Raw genomic sequence first — 17,580 nt, forward strand, 5'->3', positions numbered from 1 at the left:
CGGACCGCTCAGCGGGTGCTGAGCGGGCGCAGGTCGGTCCAGTGCTGCGTGACGTAGTCGAGGCACGCCTGCCGACTGTCCTCGCCGTGGACGATCCGCCAGCCGGCGGGCACCGCCCGGCGGCTCGGCCACAGCGAGTGCTGTTCCTCCTCGTTGACGAGCACCAGGAAGCGACCTTGCGGGTCGTCGAACGGGTTCATCTCGACTCCTCTTTCACCAGGGGTGCGAACTCGGGGGCCGGGCCGCCCTCGCGGTGCGGCTCGGCCTGCCGCCGGGGGTAGACGAAGGGCAGCAGCAGACCCGCCATCGATGTGGTGACCAGCGCCATCAGCACCAGGAGCGAGTACAGGCGCTGATCGAGCAGGCCGATCTGGAGGCCGATCGCCAGGACGATCAGCTCGGTGAGTCCTCGGGTGTTGACCAGCAGGCCCAGCGCGACGCTGTGCCGGGGCGACACCCGGACCAGCCGCGCGGCCAGGAAGGCGCCCACCACCTTGCCGCCGACCGCGACCAGCAGGATCAGCAGCAGCAGGCCGAACTCCCGGGCGTCCATCCCGGACAGGTTCACCGCGAAGCCGGCGACCACGAAGAAGGCCGGCAGCAGCAGGATCCGGTTGACCTGCTCGACCCGGGGCAGTACCCGCTCGCGCAGGTCGGCGGCGCCCGAGCGGGGCATCGCCGCCCCCAGCAGGAACGCGCCGAAGATCTGGTGCAGCCCCATCCACTCGGTCGCCGCGGACGACAGCCACAGCGCTCCGGCGATCGCGGCCACCGTGCCGGCGCCCCCGGCGATCCGGGCGACGGACCCGCGCGGGCGCCCGGACCGGCGCTCCGCCAGTCCGGCCAGCACCGGTCGCACCACCCCGACGAGGAAGGCCACGAAGGGCACCACCAGCAGGATCCGCCAGGGGGGCTGGTCCCCGTGCGAGAGGGCGACCAGCACCGAGAGCATCGCCCAGGCGAAGAAGTCCCCGACCGCGGCCACGGCCAGCGCCAGACCGCCGATGGGCGTGTCGATCAACTGCCGGTCGGTCAGGATCCGTGCCAGCACGGGAAAGGCCGTGATCGACATCGCGGTCCCGACGAACAGGCAGAACAGGACCGCGTTCCGCCCGGACCGGTCGCCGACGACGCCGATCGCGAAGAGGCCGCCGAGGACGAACGGCACGACCATGGAACCGATCGACAACGACAGGACGATCCGGCCCTGCCCGCGCAGACGGCTCTCGGCCAGGTGCAGCCCCACGAGGAACATGAAGACGCAGACCCCGACACTGGAGATCGTCCTGAGCTCCGGACGGATCTCGGCCGGGAACACCGTGCGCGCGATCTCCCCGTGGAAGAGGGACGGACCGAGCAGGATGCCACCGGCGATCTCGCCGATCACCTCCGGTTGACCGAACCGCTTGCAGATGGCTCCCAGCACCCGGGCGACCACGGTGATCACCAGCAGTGCGAGGAGCAGTGTCGCAGTCTCGCCGATAGCCACCGACCCCATCCCTTCACCTGACCCTGGCCCACTGTGCGTTGACAGTAGGTGGGTCGGGTGTGACCGGCGCAGTCACGTGAACCGGCGACAATCGCCCTCCGCTTCGGGGAACCACACCCGGCCACTGGTGCGTTTGCACAGGTCAGAGGCCAGTGAGCGCGATTGATGGGGAACGATCCTACCCACTGCCGTCAAGGACGGTCCATGTCCCCGGTTGGCGCGACAAGCGGGTCGCTTCGATGGGACCAATAATCGGTGGCGGTAGTGGATCACGGTCGGTTGCCCGGGGTGCGACTCACTGCTTTCCGGAGGCGGGCCCGAGGCGCCAACATGTCATGATCCCGCTGAAAGGCTTCGTGGCAGCGGGCGACCACGTTCCCGCTGCTCGCCCGACGATGGATGAACCCATCCGGCTACATAGAGGGAGAAGCATGCTTCGAGTTGATGTACTGGTCAACAACCCAGTCTATCTCGTCGGTCTCGTGCAGGTTCTCTCGGACGAGGGGATCGCCGTCGTCTCGACCCGCCGGTCCCCGGCCGAGCGAGTGTCCTGGCTCGCCGACGCGGCCCTGATCGACGAGGAAGCCCTCGGGGAAGCGGACGCCCTGGACAACATAGCCGAGGCGACCCGCACCACCTCGGTCCTGGTCCTGCTCAACAGCTGGTCGCCGCTGGCCGAGGAGTACCTGCAGGCGGGTGCCGTCGGTGTGATCCGCAAGCACCAGCCGCGAGAGAGCCTGATCACGGCGCTGCGGAGCGTGACGGTCGGCACCCCGGTGCTGCCCGAGGAACATACCGCGAAGCCTCCGGCGGAACGACACGAGCTGCTCACCCTGAACCTCTCCGCGCGCGAGGAGCAGGTGCTCAGCCAGATCTCCCAGGGACTGACCCACGGACAGATCGCCACCCGACTCGGCATCAGCCCGCACACCGTGGACACCTACGTCAAACGCATCCGCGCCAAGCTCGGCGTCGGCAACAAGGCCGAGCTCACCCGGGTCGCCCTGCTCAACCGGCTGGTGAAGTCAGCCGCCTGACCGAAGTCCTTCACCGGAGCACCGCGGAGACCGCATGCACGTCACCGTTCGACCACCCGATCAGCAGGTCGCCAGCGAGCTGCGTGCCGTCGAACTCCGTCGACAACGGGCGCTCGTCGACGCCGATCCGGACGCCCTGGACGAGATCTTCGACGACACCCTCGTGCACACCCACGCGCACGGCATCACCCACACCAAGACACAACTCATCGAGCACACCGTCAGTCGCCGCCCCTATCTCCGCATCGTCCGGGACGAGCTGCTCGTCCGGCTCGTCGGCGACGTCGCGGTCGTCACCGGCGGGCTGACCAACTTTCTGCGGACGCCGGACGGCGGCGAACGCACGCTCGCGGGCGTGGCGACGCAGGTCCTGCGCCGCCACGAACGTGACGGCTGGCGGTTCATCAGCTTCCAGATGACCCCGTTCCCCGAGCAGAAATGACGTCCTCCTTCGCGTCGTCGAAGGCGGGCACAGCCAGGAGGTATGCATGACCGGCACCGGTACGGCCCACGACGGCCAGGACGCGCCCGAGGGAGCCCAGCTGCCGACCGTCTCGTACGGGGTGCGGTGCGTGGGCAGGGCGCAGGTCAACAACCCTTCGGGGGCCGGCCTCGAACGGCACATCTGCGACCTGGCCGCGCACGGGAACCACGCGTTCCTCACGGCCTACCGCGAGCCGACCTGCGAGCGGACCGGCGCCTACGTCATCGACATCAGCGACCCGCGGGCGCCGTTCGAGGTCGAGAGCGCGTTCATGGAGACGACGACGGGCAACTACGTCGGCGAGGGTCCGGGCGTCATCGAGGTCGACAACGAGTACTTCAGCGGCGTGCTGTTCGTCCACGGGAACGAGATCTACGCCCAGGCCCACGCGCCCGACCCGACCGGGCCGCGCCAGCGGGGCGGCGTCAACATCTGGGACATCACCGACCCGGAGCACGCCCGGCTCCTGACCGCCCACGCCGGCGACTACACGGACGTGGACGGCTCACCGCTGGACCAGGCCGTCGAGGTCTACTACGTGTTCCCGTGGACCAACGGCGCCACGGGCCGCACCTATGTGGCCATGGTCACGGTGAAGATCACGACCGACATCTGCATCATGGACATCACCGACCCGCGCAACCCGGTGCTGGTCAACTCCCTGGACCTGCGGCTGCCGCCGTTCGGCGTCGCCCAGAAGTCCCCCGCGGGCCTCGACTCGCTGTTCGGGCACGCCGTCGACGTGAAGCGGTCCGGCGACCGCTACGTCATGAGCGCGACCTACTGGGACGGCGGATACGTGCTGCTCGACGTGACCGACCCGACGCCGGGCAACGTCTCGATGATCGCCCAGTCCTTCTACGCCGAACTGGACGAGGAACGCGCGAAGCACGGGCACCGGGTCCCGCCGGAGGGCAACGCCGAGCACTGCGCGCTCTCGCCCGACGCCCGGTTCCTGGTGGGCGCCGACGAGAACTACGAAGCGGTGCGCCTGATCGGCACCATCACCTCGGGGCCGGAGGCCGGTCTGGAGTTCACCGCGGCCTGGAGCCCGGACACCGCGCCGATCGACGAGGACGGCCTCTCCGGCACCCCGACCTTCGTCGGCAACGGATGCCCGGGCACGGTGCGGCCCGGCCGCGGGATCGCGCTGATGGAACGCGACGCCTCGCTGCTGACCGCCGGCTCGAACCCGGGGTGCTCGTTCCAGGAGAAGCTCGACGCCGTCGCCGCGGCCGGCTACTCGGCCGGCATCGTCTTCAACCGGCAGGGGCCGGACGCGCTCCACCAGTACCCCACCTCGGCCAAGGGACCGATCCCGCTGATCTTCGTCAACCGCCTGACCGGTCTGCGGCTGCTCGGGGTGACCGGGGTGACCGAGGAGACGGCCGGCTCGACCCCGACGCCGGCCGCGCCGGACATCCCCGCGATCGCCCTCCGGTCGGTGTTCAACGGATGGGGCTACCTGCGGCTGTTCAGGACCCACGTCCCGGCCGTCGGCAGCGGTTCCCTCGAACAGGTCGACACCTACGCCATCCCCGAGTCCCAGGACCCGAAGTACGCGATCGGCTTCGGCGACCTCTCGGCGTCCCACGTGGCGATCGACCCGGACCGCCGCCTGGTGTACGCCACCTTCTACTCGGGCGGGCTCCGCGTCCTGAGCTACGGCCCGGACGGCCTGCGGGAGGTCGGCGCCCACTGCGAGCCCGGCAACGACTTCGTGGGTGTCGTGGTCCACAGGATCGGCGGGAGGAACTACGCCCTGGTCACCGACCGGAACTACGGACTCTACGTCTTCGACGTCTGACCGGGCGGAACACGACGCCGGTGGCGGGTCTCCTCGGAGACCCGCCACCGGCGTCGTGTTCCGCCCGGAGATCGTGCGGTCCTACGGCCAGGCGACGCAGAAGGGGTGACCCGCCGGGTCGGTGTAGACCCGGAACCCGGTGCGCGCGGCGGGATCGTCGGACGCCTTCACCAGCCGCCCGCCGAGCTCGACCACCTTGTCGTGCGCGGCCTCCAGGTCATCGACGTAGAAGTCGAGGTGGACCTGCTGCGAAGCCCCGTCCGGCCACACGGGCGGGACGTGGTCGGGCGCGAGCTGGACGGCCAGGTGCCAGTCCCCCTCGACCCAGACGTTGTGCCAGGTGTCCTTGGCCTCGACCGTGCCGTCCAGCAGCCCCGCCCAGAACGCGCTCTCCACGCCGATGTCCGCAGCCTCGAAGACAATCGTCCGACGCCTGAATTCCACGATCAACACCCTCTTCGTCCGAAGTCTCATCATGTCGCGCCAAGCAGAACCATTCTGGCTTCTCCACCCGGCGAACAACGGGTTCCGCGGTGCCCCCTGTTTTGGGGAATCGCGTGCGCACCCGGCCCGCCCGTATCCGGCGCGGAATTCGCCGGCGGCCGCTAGAGTCGGCCCATGTCCAGCACCGGAGACGTACCACCGGAGATCCTGAAGCGGCTGCGGCCGATCTGCCGGCAGCTGCCCGAGTCGTACGAGGAACCGGCCTGGATCGGCGTGCGCTGGCGGATCCGCGCGCGGACCTTCGCCCATGTCTACGCGCCGAACGCGGACCGCGTCCCGTTCTACGCGCCGTACGCGACCGGGGACCGGGAACTGGTCGTCATGACGTTCCGGGTACCCGTCGACGACCTGCTCGGCCTGACCTCCGGCGGCTTCCCGTTCCTCCGGGCCGACTGGGGCCACGACGTCGTCGCCGCCGTTCTCGGCGACCACACCGACTGGACCGAGATTTCCGAACTCGTCACCGACAGCTATTGCCGACTGGCCCCGAAGTTTCTCGCCGCCCGGGTCGGCCTCCCACCGGCGGTCGATTGAACAGTGGGAGTTCCGTCAAAGTCCCCGAATTATGCGGCACCGCGACGCTTCGTCTCCGGCGGTGACTCCAGCAAGATCTGACCATGCGTCGTTTCCTCGTGTATTGCACAGTTCTGGTCGCGGTGCTGGGTGCCGCCGCCGTACCGGCCAGTGCCTCGGCCACCGCACCCCACGTCCGCGGAACCGGCACGGTGCCCGTGTACTCGTACGCCGACGCGGTCCGTGAGAGCGTCTGGGTCCGGACCCCGCTGGACAACGACCACGACGGGGTGCCCGACAAGGTCGCGGTGGACATCGTGCGGCCCCGGGCCGGCAACGTCCGGGTGCCGGTCATCATGACGGCGTCGCCCTACAACGCCCGTGTGGGCCGCGGTCCCGACCGGGAACTCAAGGCGTACGACGCGGCGGGCACGATCTCCGGGATGCCGCTCTTCTACGACAACTACTTCGTCCCGCGCGGGTACGCCGTCGTCTCCGTGGACCTGGCCGGCACCGGCCGCTCCACCGGTTGCACCGACACCGACGGGCCCGAGGACACGCTGGGCACGAAGGCCGCCATCGACTGGCTCAACGGCCGGGGGAAGGCCACGTACGCCGACGGGTCACCGGCCGTCGCGACCGGCTGGACCAACGGCATGGTCGGCATGGTCGGCAAGTCGGCGGACGGGACGGTCGCCAACGAGGTGGCGGCCACCGGCGTGGAGGGGCTGAAGACCGTCGTGGCGATCGCGGCCACCTCCAGCGGATACGACTACGCCCGCCACAACGGCGTGCTGGTCGGCCCGAAGACCAGTGAGTACCTGTTCAACCTGGTCACCAGCCGACCGGCGGAAGCCTGCGCCCGGATGCTGAAGGAGATCGAGGCCGGCAGCGACGACGCGACCGGCGACTACAACGCCTACTGGGCGGAGCGCGACGTCCGGCTGAACGCGTCCAAGGTACGGGCCTCGGTCTTCCTGGTGCACGGCCTCAACGACGGCAACGTGATGACGGACCACGCCACCAAGTGGTGGGAGACGCTGAAGGTCCCCCGCAAGATGTGGCTCTCCCAGACGGGCCACGTCGACCCGTTCGACTACCGGCGCGCCGAGTGGGTCGACACGCTGCACCGCTGGTTCGACTTCTACCTGCAGGGCCTGCGCAACGGCATCGACCGGGAGGCGCCGGTGACCCTGGAGACCGCTCCCGGGACGTGGACCGACCAGCCGGCCTGGCCGGCTCCGGGCACGCGGCAGGTGCAGGTCCGCCTGGGCGAGGGCAACGGCACCACCGGCACCCTGGGCGGCCGCCCCGGCACCGGTGAGCGGATCTGGGCGGACAACCCCGAGCTGACCGAGGACGCCGCCACGGCCGACCCGAAGGACGCCGTCGCCGGACGGGTCGCCTTCCTCTCCGGGCCGCTGACCCGCGACATGCGGATCTCCGGAAATCCGGCCGTACAGCTGCGCGTCCAGGTGGACCGGCCGACCACCGAACTCAGCGCCAGGCTCGTCGACTACGGCACCGCCGCACGGGTCAACACCGTCTATCCCGACGAGGGCGTCCGCACGCTGGACACCACGTCCTGCTGGGGCGGGTCGACCGCGGCCGACAGCGGGTGCTACCGCGACTCCGTCGAGGACGTGGTGACCAGCGACCGCGGCATCCTGACCCGGGGCTGGCAGGACGCCGCCCATCGGATCTCGCTGCGCTTCCGGGTCCCGCTGCAGCCCGGCCGGTGGTACTCGATCACGGTGCCGATGCAGGCCATGGACCAGACCGTCCCGGCCGGACACGTGCTGGGGCTGGTCCTGCAGCAGAGCGACCCCGACTACACGACCCCGACCACGACCGGCGCCACCGTGCGGCTGGACCTGCGCGGCAGCCGTCTGACCCTGCCCCTGGTGGGAGGCGCCGGACTGCCGTAGCCGAGGACCGCGGCGCCGCAGGTCGAGGCCGCGGCGGCCGCTCGTCGCCGGAGCCCTGGCGTGGTCCACTCCGCCAGGGCTCCGGCCGTGCTTCACCCCTCGTGAACGCGCATCGGGATCACCGACCGCGCACCGACGACGGAGCGTTTCCTCGCTCCCGAAGTCCCGGTCCGGCCCGCTCGGGTGCTGCTCCAGGCATTGTCCGACCGCGCATCCCACACAGTTGGACACGGTGGCGGATCCCCCTTCCCCGTGCGCGATTCACGCCCTTTCGGATCCGGAGGCAGGCTGTTTCATGTCCACTCTCTGCGTGCACCATCTGATCGAGGCGCAGGCGGCGCGAACGCCGACCGCGCCCGCGGTCGTCTCCCGCGACGGAGTCCTGAGCTACGCCCGACTCGACGAACAGGCCGCGCGGTTGGCCGGCCTGCTGACCGAGCGGGGGGTGCGCCCCGAGGTCCGGGTCGGGCTGGCCGTCGAACAGTCGGCGCGCTGGCTGGTGACGCTGCTCGCCATCTGGAAGGCCGGTGGCGTCTACGTCCCGCTCGACTCCGCGCTCCCCGCCGACCTGGCCGCCTCGATGCTGGCCGACGCCGGGGTGGAGCTGCTGCTGCACTCCGGCTCCGGTCCGGTGCCGACCGGCACCGGCTTCTCGGCCGTGCGGCTGTCCGACCTGGCCGCCCCGGCCGGCCCGGACCCGGCCGGTACCGCCCCGACCGCCACGGCCCCGGTGATGTCGCCGGACAACCTGGCCTACTGCATGTTCACCTCCGGCTCCACGGGCCGGCCGAAGCCCGTCGGCATCTCCCACGCCTCGCTGGCCGCCCACGCCGCCGCGATCCGGGCCGAGTTGGACCTGAAGCCGACCGACCGGTTCCTCCAGTTCACCTCGATGGCCATCGACGCCTCGCTGGAGGAGACGCTGCCGGTCTGGCTCGCCGGCGGAACGGTCGTGCTGCCGGACGCTCCGCGCCCGACGAGCGTCGAGCTGACCGAGCTGATCACCGCGCGCGGCGTGACCGCGGTGAGCCTGCCGAGCGCGTACTGGCACCAGTGGACGGACGACCTCCGGGCCGGGGTGGTGGACCTCCCCGGGACCTTGCGCACGGTCTTCATCGGCGGCGACAAGATCCGCATGGACAAGCTCGCCGCCTGGACCGAGGTCGTCGGCTCGCGACCGGTGGACTTCGTCGCCGACTACGGGCCCACCGAGACCACGATCAGCTGCACCACGTACCGTCCGGACCCGGCGAACCTGCCCGACACCGGACTCGTGCCGATCGGCCGGCCGCTGCCCGGGGTGACCGTGCACCTGCTCGACGAGGACCTGACGCCGGTGGCCGACGGTGGACCGGGAGACGTGTGGATCGCCGGCTTCGGGCTGGCCCGCGGCTACCTGGGCGCGCCCGCGGCCACCGCCGACCGCTACTGCCCGGACCCGTTCGGGCCGCCCGGCACCCGGATGTACAAGACCGGTGACCGTGCCTCGCGGCTGCCCGACGGGAACCTGCAGTTCCTCGGCCGCTCGGACCGCCAGGTGAAGATCCGCGGCTTCCGGATCGAGCCCGGCCAGGTGGAGAACGCCGTACGGGCCTGCGCCGGCGTCCGTGACGCCTTCGTGGTCACGACCGAGGACCCGGTCTCCGGCGCGCGCCTGGTCGCGTACGTCGAGGCGGACGAGGCACCGGAGGGGGAGGCCGCTCTCCGGGCCGAGCTGGCCGGCCGGCTTCCCGCCGTCATGGTCCCGGGGACCATCGTGCGGCTGGACCGGATCCCGCGCTCCCCGCTGAGCGGCAAGGTCGTCCCGTCCCGGCTGCCGCCCCCGCCGGCCGTCGCCGACCGGCCCGGCCCGGTCGCCCCGTCCACCCCGGAGCAGACCGTCGCGGGCCTCTTCGCGGACGTGCTGGGCCGGGTGCCGGACGCCGGCGAGGACTTCTTCGCGGCGGGCGGCGACTCCTTGCGCGGGCTGCAACTGCTCAGCCGCGTCGCCCAGGTCACCGGAGCGGCGCTGACCTTCGAGCAGCTGCGCTCGGACCCGACCGTGGCCGGCGTCACCGCGCTGGTGGACCGGGCGCCGAGGTACGAACCCGGTCTGGGGGCCGTCACGCCGACCGGCGAGCGCGAGGAGTGGCGGCCGGTCTCCCGCGGCCAGGCCGCCCTCTGGTACCTGGACCGGCTGCACGGCGGCGCCGCGACGTACGCCGTGCCCTTCGGGTACTGGATCTCCGGTCCGCTCGACATCGACCGGATGGACGCCGCGCTCACCGAGCTGACGGCCCGGCACGAGGCGCTGCGCACCACCCTCGCGGAGGTCGACGGCCGGGTCCGGGCCCGCCTCCGGCCGCCGGCGCCGGTCCGCACCCGGGTGACGGAGGTGGCCGACCGCGCCGCCGCGACACGTCGGGCCGAGGCGGACGCGGCCCGGCCGTTCGACCTGTCCGCCGGCCCGCTGCTGCGCTCCTTCTGCTACCGCGTCGACGACAGGAACCACCTCTGGCTGCTCGACGTGCACCACAGCGCCTTCGACGCCTGGTCGCTCGGGGTGTTCCGGCGCGAGTTCGCCGCGCTGTACCAGGGCCGCCCGCTGCCCGGGCCCGCCGTGCGGTACGCCGACTACGTGGCCTGGCAGGAGCGCTGGCTGGCCTCGGAGGAGGCGGCCGGGCAGCGGCGCTACTGGACGGACCGGCTCTCCGGCGACGCGCCGGTGGTCGAGCCGGGCCGGCCGACCGGGGCACCGGGGCAGTCCGGGTTCTCGATACCGCTCGGGTTCGACGGGCTCGGCCCGGCCCAGGTCGAGGACGTGGCCCGCGCCTGCGGGTCCACCCCGTTCGGCGTGCTGCTCGCCGGCTTCTTCGCCACGCTGCACCGGATGACCGAAGGCGCCGACGACCTCGTGGTCGGTGTGCCGATGGCCGGCCGGGGACGGTCGGGCACCGAGGAGCTGGTCGGGTACCTGGTCAACACCGTGCCGCTGCGCGTGCGGTTCACCCCCCGGATGACCTTCCGGGAGCTGGTGGCGCGCACCGACGCGGCGCTGGCCGAGGCGCTGTCCCGGCAGGACCTGCCGTTCTCGGAGATGGCGGGCGGCGTCTCCCAGGGCGCGGACGCCACCGAGAACCCGCTCTTCCAGACCATGTTCGTCCTGCAGTCCACCCCGGTGGACGAGGACGGTGCGATCGACGGCCTCGAAATCACCGAGCAGCTGATCCACTCGGGCACCGCCAAGATGGCGCTGACCTGCACGCTGCGGCTGGACGGCGGCGGGGTCACCGGCGAGGTGGAGTACTCCGGCCGCCGCTTCGACCGCCCGTCCGCCGATCGCTGGCAGGACGCCCTGGTGGCGCTCCTCGAATCGGCGCTGGCGGACCCGTCGGCGCGGCTGGCCGAGTTGCCGCTGCTGTCGCCCGCCGCGGCCACCGCCCAGCTGGCCGCGATCAACGCCGACCACCGGGACCGGGTCGCCGCCGACGCGCTGCTGCACGACGGCTTCCGCGCGGCGCTGGCCCGGGACCCGTCCGTGATCGCCGTACAGGCCGGGACGACCACCGTCAGCTACGCCGAACTCGACGCCCGGGCCGGGGCGGTCGCCGCCGCGCTGACCGCCGTCGGCGTCGGTCCGGAGGCGCTGGTCGGGATCTGCGTCGAACGCTCGGTCGCCTCGATCGCCGCGGTGCTCGGGGTGCTTCGCGCCGGCGCCGGATTCGTACCGCTGGACGCCGGATACCCGGCCGAGCGGCTGCGCTGGATCGCCGCCGACTCCGCGATGGCGGCGGTGGTCGCCTCCGCGGTGCCGGCCGGGCTGGAGCACGTGCCGGTCGTCGATCCGGCCGCGGACACCCCGGCGGACGCCCCGGCAGGCGGGCCGGAGGCCGGGATCCACCCCCGCAACACGGCGTTCGTCCACTACACCTCCGGGTCGACCGGCCGGCCCAAGGGCGTGATCATCGACCACGGCTGCGCGGCCTCGCGGGTGGAGTGGATCGCCCGGCGCTACGAGCTGCGCCCCGGTCTGAGGGTGGTGCACAAGACCCCGCTGATCTTCGACGTCGCGATCTGGGAGGTCTTCGCGACGCTCGGGGCCGGCGCGACGGTCCTGCTGGCCGAGGCCGGCAGCGAGACGGACGTGCCGTACCTGGCCGAGGCGCTCGCCACGCCGGACACCGCGGTCGCCCACTTCGTCCCGTCGATGCTGGACATGTACCTGGCCACGGTCGACGCCACCCGGTACCCGGGCCTCGACCGCGTGCAGACCTCGGGCGAGGCGGTCCCGGCCGCGCTGCTGCGGCGGTTCGCCACCCACTTCGAGGTCCGGCTGGACAACGCGTACGGCCAGACCGAGACCTCCGAGGTCGCAGTGTGGAGCGGGCGCGACTGGCCGGGCAACGGCAGCGTCCCGATGGGCCGGGCGGTGAACGGCTACCGGCTGTTCGTGCTCGACGAGGCCCTGCGGCCCGTGGCCCCGGGCGTGCCGGGCGAGCTCTACGTCGCGGGCGTGGACGGCCTGGCCCGGGGCTACCTCGGCCGGCCGGACCTCACCGCGGAGCGGTTCCTGCCGCACCCCTGGGCCGTGACGCCGGGAGAGCGGCTGTACCGCACCGGCGACCTGGCCGTCCGGGACGAGGACGGCCTGCTGCACTACGCCGGGCGGTCCGACGGCCAGGCCAAGGTCCGGGGCGTACGGGTGGAGCCCGGCGAGATCGAGGAGGTGCTGCGCCGCCACCCGTCGGTCGAACAGGTGGCCGTGCGGATCCGCGAGGACGAGCCCGGCACCAAGGAGATCGTCGCCTACCTTGTGGGCCCCGGGGCCGCCGTCCCCGAGGTGGCGGAGCACGCGGCCGGCTACCTCTCCCGGTACCTCCTGCCGGCGGCGTACGTGAAGCTGGCCGCGCTGCCGCTCACCCCGTCCGGCAAGGTCGACCGGCAGGCCCTGCCGGCACCGACCGCACAGGACCGCGGGGCACGCGCCGGGGTCTCCGAGGCCGCCTCGCTGATCGAGTCGCAGCTCGCCGAGGTCTGGTGCGAGCTGCTGAACATCGAGAAGGTCGGCCGGCTGCAGCACTTCTTCGAGGCGGGCGGCAGCTCGCTGTCGGCCCTGCAGATGCTGCACCGGGTCAAGACCCGGTTCGGAGTGGCGGTCACCGTACGGCAGTTCTTCAGCGCGCCGACGATCGCGGGCGTGGCCGAGCACCTGGAGAAGGCGCTGATCGCCGAGTTGGCCGCACTCTCCGACCACGCCGCGCACCCCGACAGCCAGGAGGGCTGATCCGATGACCTCACCGAACGTGGACAAGCAGCAGCAGCAGCTCATGAAGCTGCTGCTCGAACGGAGCACCGCGACGCGGGGCCCGCGCATCACCCCGGTGCCGCGGGGCACCCCGGTACCGCTCAACCCGCCGCAGGCGAGGATCTGGTTCTCCTGCCGCCAGTACCCGGACACCAGCGAGTACAGCCTGCCGGAGCTGCGGACCCTGGACCGGGCGCTCGACCTCCCGACGGTGCGCGCCGTGACGGCGGAGCTGATGGCCCGCCACGACGTCCTGCGGGTCCGGATGTTCGAACTCGACGGCGTGCCGGTGCAGCAGGACGACGGCCCGATCGAGCCGCCGGTGACCTGGCACGACCTGCGCCACCTGTCGGCCGAGGAAGCGCAGGCGCTGGCGACCGAGGGCGGCAACGAGGCCGCCCGGCGCCCGTTCCCGCTCGACGGGCCGTGCTTCTTCCAGATCATCGGGTTCGCCCTGCCCGGCGACCGGACCATGCTGGCGGTCATCTTCCACCACATCGTCATCGACGGGCTGTCCCGGATGATGGTCGTCGCCGAGCTCGACGCCCTGCTGGCCGGCCGCCCGCTCGATCCGGCCCCGCCGGTCGGCTTCCTCGACTACGTGGCCTGGGAGCAGGCGAACGCCGACGAGGCGGCGGTCCGGCGCGACCTGTCCTACTGGACCGGAAAGCTGGCCGGCGAACTGCCGGTGCTGGACCTGCCGAGGGACCGTCCGCGGCCGGCCCGGTCGAAGCGGTCCGGGGGCACCGTTCCCCTCACGGTCCCCGGCCCGGTGCTGGCCCGCCTGCAGCGGTTGGCGACGGACGAGGGCGTCACCCTGTTCGTCGTCCTCATGGCCGCGTACAAGCTGTTCCTGGCCCGGACCACCGGGCAGCGGGACGTCATCGTCGGCGCCCCGCTGGCCGGCCGGGACCACGAGGTCGCCGAGACGATCATCGGCTGTTTCGTGAAGTCGGCGCCCCTGCGCACCGACCTGAGCGGCCACCCCACGCTCCGCGAGGTCGTCCGCCGGGTGCACCAGACCGTCCTGGAGGCCCACGACCACCAGGCGGTGCCCTTCGACCAGGTGGTGGCGGAACTGGCCCTGCCCCGGCTGGACGGGGTGCAGGCGGTGTTCCAGACCATGGTCAACGTGCAGTCGACCGGCGCGGGCGGCACCGCCGACCTGGGCTCCGAGCTGGACACCAGCGCCGCGATGTGGGACCTGGCCGTGAGCCTGTTCGGCGACCGGGACGGGATGAGCGGCGTCCTGATCTACGACGCCGGCCTGTTCGAGAGGTCGACCGCCCTGCGCTTCGCCGGGGTCCTGGAGACGCTGCTCGCCGAGGGCGCCGGACAACCCGACGCACCGGCGTTCGAGCTGCCGCTGCTCGCACCGGCCGAACGGGAGCGCGGCCTGCCCCGGCCGGCCGGACCCGAACGGCCGGACGTCCGGTACCGGACGATGGCACAGCCCTTCGAGGAGCAGGCCCGCCGCAGCCCGGCCGCGGTGGCGGTCCGCACCGACGAGGGGGCGGTGAGCTACGCCGAGCTCAACAGCCGGGCCAACCGGCTGGCGTGGGCCCTGTGCGACGCCGGAGTCCGGCCCGGCACGGTCCTGGCACTCTGCCTCGGCGACGGCGCCGACCAGCTCGTCGCCCGGTACGCCGCGGCCAAGCTCGGCGCCCCGTACACGGCGGTCGCGCCGGAGCAACTGGCCGACGCCGCTCCGGAGGTGGTGGTCACCGATCGGGCGACCGCGGCCCGGGTGCCGGCCGGATCCTGGCGGGTGGTCTCGTTCGCCGACGCCGAGCGGTGGGCCGACGCGCCCACCGAGAACCCGTCGGCCCCGGAAGCCGGGTACGACCTGCTCCGCCTGGTCCGCTCCCCCGGCCGGCCGGGGGCCGTCGTCCGTTCCGTCGCCGGGGAGCTGGCCGAGGTGGCGGAACTGCAGCGCAGCCACCCCCTGGCCGTCGGCGAGGTGGTGCTCCCGGAGACCCCCGACGGCGCGTTCTGGCCGCTGTCGTACGGTGGCACCGTCACCCTCTGCCGGCCCGGGACGCACCAGGACCCGCGGGCCCTGCTGGAGCACATCGAGACGTACCGCGTCACCACCCTGTGGACCAGGCCGTCGGTGCCGCTGGACGGCGCCGGCGGCGGGTCGCTGCGCCGGATCTTCTGCGGCGGCGAACCGGTGACCGTCGCCGGCTTCCCGGGCGAGGTCATCACCTGGCAGGGCCTGCCGGAGACCGGCCGGGTCACCGAGAAGGGCCGTCGAGCGGCCCACCACGCCCTGTACGTGCTGGACGGGACGCTCGAACCGGCGCCGGTCGGCGTGGTCGGCGAGCTGTACGTCGGCGGGGCCGGAGCGGGCCACGGCTACCACGGGCTGTCCGCGCCGACCGCGGAGCAGTTCGTCGCCGACCCCTTCGGCGCGCCCGGCGCGCGCATGGTGCGTACCGGCGAACTCTGCCGACGCCGCGAGGACGGTGCGCTGGAACACCTGGGCCCGGTCGACCGGCAGCTCACGCTCCACGGCATGCGCGTGGACCGGGCCGCCGTCGAGGCGGCCTTCACCGGCCAGGGCGGGGTGGCCCTGTGCGCGGTCACCGCGGCGCCGGAGGGCGGCCTCGCCGCCTTCGTGGTGCCGGCCGACGGCCGGACCCCGTCGGCGACGGAACTCGCCGACGGCGCCGCCCGGCAGCTGCCCGGCTATCTCGTACCGGGCAGCGTCACCGTGGTGGACCGGATCCTCCGCACCGACGACGGCCTGATCGACGCCGCCGCGCTGCTCGACCTGCGCGGCGGCGAGGCACTCGCCGAGGACGAGGGGTTCGTCGCCCCGAGGACCGAGCTCGAAGCCCGACTGGCCGAGATCTACGCCCGGCTGCTGCGCCGGGACTCGGTCAGTGTCACCGACAGCTTCTTCGAGCTGGGCGGCCATTCGCTGCTGGTGTTCAAACTGATCGAGGAATGCGCGGGCCGGCTCGGCCTGCGACCTTCCGTCCAGGACGTCTTCACCGCCCCGAAGGTGCGCGAACTGGCGGCCACGCTGGGGGCGGCGCAAGCCGCTCCGGCGCCCGAGGGCCACCTGGTCGCTCTGGTCGAGAACCCCGGCGCGCCGCTGTTGGTGCTCGTGCACGCGGCGAGCGGTTCGGCGCTGCCCTTCCACGAGGTGGCCCAGCGGCTCGGCGGGGAGTTCGCGGTGTACGCCCTGCAGTCGCTGCCGGACGACGCTCCGGCGACGATCGAGGAGATCGCCGCCCGGTACGCGGCCGCCGTCGACACGGTGCGCGGCATCGCCCCCGTCGTGCTCGCCGGCTGGTCGATGGGCGGCTGTGTGGCGGTCGAGATGGCCCGGACCTGGCTGCTGCGCGGCGAGCGGGTCGCCGCGACGCTGCTGCTCGACACCTGGGCGCCGCCCTCGTTCATGTCCTCGGCGGAGGAGGCCGCCGAGGTGCGGGACGCGTGCCTGGCGCTCGACGTACTGCGGCTGGAGGGCGCCGACCCCGGCGCCACGGCGCCGGCCGAGCTGACCAGGACGGTCGAGCGCAACCGCGCCGCGTTCCTCGACTACTGGCCGGAGTTCTACCCGGCCGAGGTGGAGCTGCTGCGCGCCGGAGACCCGCTGCCGGCCGACGCGCCGGCGTTCCCCCCGGGCTACCTGGACGGCGACCGCGGGTGGGGCGCCTTCGTCGCCGAGCTGGAGAGCACCGAGGTCAAGGGCAGCCACCTGAGCCTGTTCGACCGCGAGAACGTGGACCAGCTGGCCACGGCGATGAAGGACGCCATCACCCGGCGGATGGGCTACGGGGAGATCTGAGAGCCGGTGTCCGCCGCCCGCAACTCGGGGTACATCGACCCGTCGTACGGTGCGGCGACCTGCTTCATCGGCTCGGCGGCGATGTCGCCCGGCTGGTAGGGCCACCAGTTCACCAGAACCGTCAGCCGTTCCCGGTGCTCGGGAACGGCTGACGGTTCGTGGTGCACGTCGCGCCGGTTGCCGACGGAGTGCCACAGGTGGCCCGGGAAGGTGACGTAGAGGTTCTCGGCCGGGAAGACGAACTCCCGGTCCTGCGCCTCCGGCGACGGCTCACCGCCGAAGACCATCAGCGGGCCGTCGTCCACGTCGTTCAGGTACATGACGCTGGACAGCATCGGGGAGTCCAGCGCACCGGTCTCCGGATCCTCGCCGATGTCACGGTGCAGACCGAACTCGAAGTTCGGGGCGTACGGCGGGGACAGCCGGCCGAGCCACCACTCGACGCCGACGGCGGCCGCCCGGACCTCGGCGGGGATGTGCCGCAGGAGGTGGTTCCGGACGGCCGCCTCGACCAGGTTGCGCGGCGGCGCACCCAGCGGGTACCAGAAGGTGTAGTGATAGGGACTGCGACCGCCCAGGCGTTCGGGCCGAGTTGCCGTCTCGACGGCCGAACGCAACTGGTTCAGTGTCTCGGTGGAGAGCGCCTGGGCGGTACGGGTGATGAGTGCCATGCCTCGGACGTTACGGTGTGCCCCGCTCTGTGGTCGACCGATCGTCCCGCGGTCCCGGACC

11 protein-coding genes are annotated in these 17,580 nt (G+C 72.5%); 7 read left to right on the forward strand and 4 right to left on the reverse strand.

Annotated features, from left to right (window positions below; translation table 11 throughout):
* Positions 1-8 precede the first annotated feature (8 nt).
* Together ACIQ9P_RS02635 and ACIQ9P_RS02640 are read right to left on the reverse strand one after the other, a co-directional pair.
* Positions 9-200, reverse strand: a complete 192-nt coding sequence (locus tag ACIQ9P_RS02635) for an MbtH family protein (protein WP_402348496.1) — start codon at positions 198-200, stop codon at positions 9-11.
* Positions 197-1,489, reverse strand: coding sequence for a cation:proton antiporter (locus ACIQ9P_RS02640; protein WP_402348499.1), 1,293 nt, complete (start codon positions 1,487-1,489; stop codon positions 197-199). The genes ACIQ9P_RS02635 and ACIQ9P_RS02640 overlap by 4 nt, the downstream gene beginning before the upstream one ends.
* Positions 1,490-1,971: 482 nt before the next feature.
* Here ACIQ9P_RS02640 and ACIQ9P_RS02645 point away from each other — a divergent pair, with 482 nt between their 5' ends.
* The 3 genes from ACIQ9P_RS02645 to ACIQ9P_RS02655 are packed head-to-tail and all read left to right on the forward strand — an operon-like array spanning position 1,972 to position 4,817.
* Positions 1,972-2,526 carry a response regulator transcription factor gene (locus ACIQ9P_RS02645; protein ID WP_402348502.1) on the forward strand — a complete coding sequence of 185 codons (555 nt, stop codon included), beginning with the start codon at positions 1,972-1,974 and terminating at the stop codon, positions 2,524-2,526.
* Positions 2,527-2,560: 34 nt separating this feature from the next.
* A complete protein-coding gene (locus ACIQ9P_RS02650; RefSeq protein WP_402348505.1) occupies positions 2,561-2,968 on the forward strand; it encodes a nuclear transport factor 2 family protein in 408 nt (135 codons plus the stop codon).
* A gap of 46 nt (positions 2,969-3,014) precedes the next feature.
* Entirely contained in the window at positions 3,015-4,817 is a 1,803-nt protein-coding gene (locus ACIQ9P_RS02655; RefSeq protein ID WP_402348508.1) for a PA domain-containing protein, read from the forward strand.
* 81 nt (positions 4,818-4,898) lie between these two features.
* Here the strand turns inward: ACIQ9P_RS02655 and ACIQ9P_RS02660 are convergent, their stop codons facing one another.
* Entirely contained in the window at positions 4,899-5,261 is a 363-nt protein-coding gene (locus ACIQ9P_RS02660; protein ID WP_402348511.1) for a VOC family protein, read from the reverse strand.
* Between the two features lie 174 nt (positions 5,262-5,435).
* On the opposite strand from ACIQ9P_RS02660, the gene ACIQ9P_RS02665 reads away from it, so the two are divergent.
* The 4 genes from ACIQ9P_RS02665 to ACIQ9P_RS02680 all read left to right on the forward strand — a co-directional run bounded on the left by ACIQ9P_RS02665 (position 5,436) and on the right by ACIQ9P_RS02680 (position 16,848).
* The gene (locus ACIQ9P_RS02665) at positions 5,436-5,855 is read left to right on the forward strand and encodes an MmcQ/YjbR family DNA-binding protein (protein WP_402348513.1); all 420 of its coding nucleotides are present in this window, start codon (positions 5,436-5,438) and stop codon (positions 5,853-5,855) included.
* 83 nt (positions 5,856-5,938) lie between these two features.
* A complete protein-coding gene (locus ACIQ9P_RS02670; protein ID WP_402348516.1) occupies positions 5,939-7,762 on the forward strand; it encodes a CocE/NonD family hydrolase in 1,824 nt (607 codons plus the stop codon).
* A 295-nt stretch (positions 7,763-8,057) separates the two neighbouring features.
* Positions 8,058-13,025: an amino acid adenylation domain-containing protein gene (locus tag ACIQ9P_RS02675; RefSeq protein ID WP_402348518.1), complete on the forward strand. Its 4,968-nt coding sequence runs from the start codon at positions 8,058-8,060 to the stop codon at positions 13,023-13,025.
* 4 nt (positions 13,026-13,029) lie between these two features.
* On the forward strand, positions 13,030-16,848 hold the full coding sequence (locus tag ACIQ9P_RS02680; RefSeq protein ID WP_402348521.1) for a condensation domain-containing protein: 3,819 nt from the start codon (positions 13,030-13,032) through the stop codon (positions 16,846-16,848).
* Here the strand turns inward: ACIQ9P_RS02680 and ACIQ9P_RS02685 are convergent.
* The gene (locus tag ACIQ9P_RS02685; RefSeq protein WP_402348523.1) at positions 16,833-17,519 is read right to left on the reverse strand and encodes a hypothetical protein; all 687 of its coding nucleotides are present in this window, start codon (positions 17,517-17,519) and stop codon (positions 16,833-16,835) included. The genes ACIQ9P_RS02680 and ACIQ9P_RS02685 overlap by 16 nt on opposite strands.
* Positions 17,520-17,580: the final 61 nt, after the last annotated feature.

Source organism: Kitasatospora sp. NPDC094019, from assembly GCF_044764505.1.
Lineage (GTDB): Bacteria > Actinomycetota > Actinomycetes > Streptomycetales > Streptomycetaceae > Kitasatospora.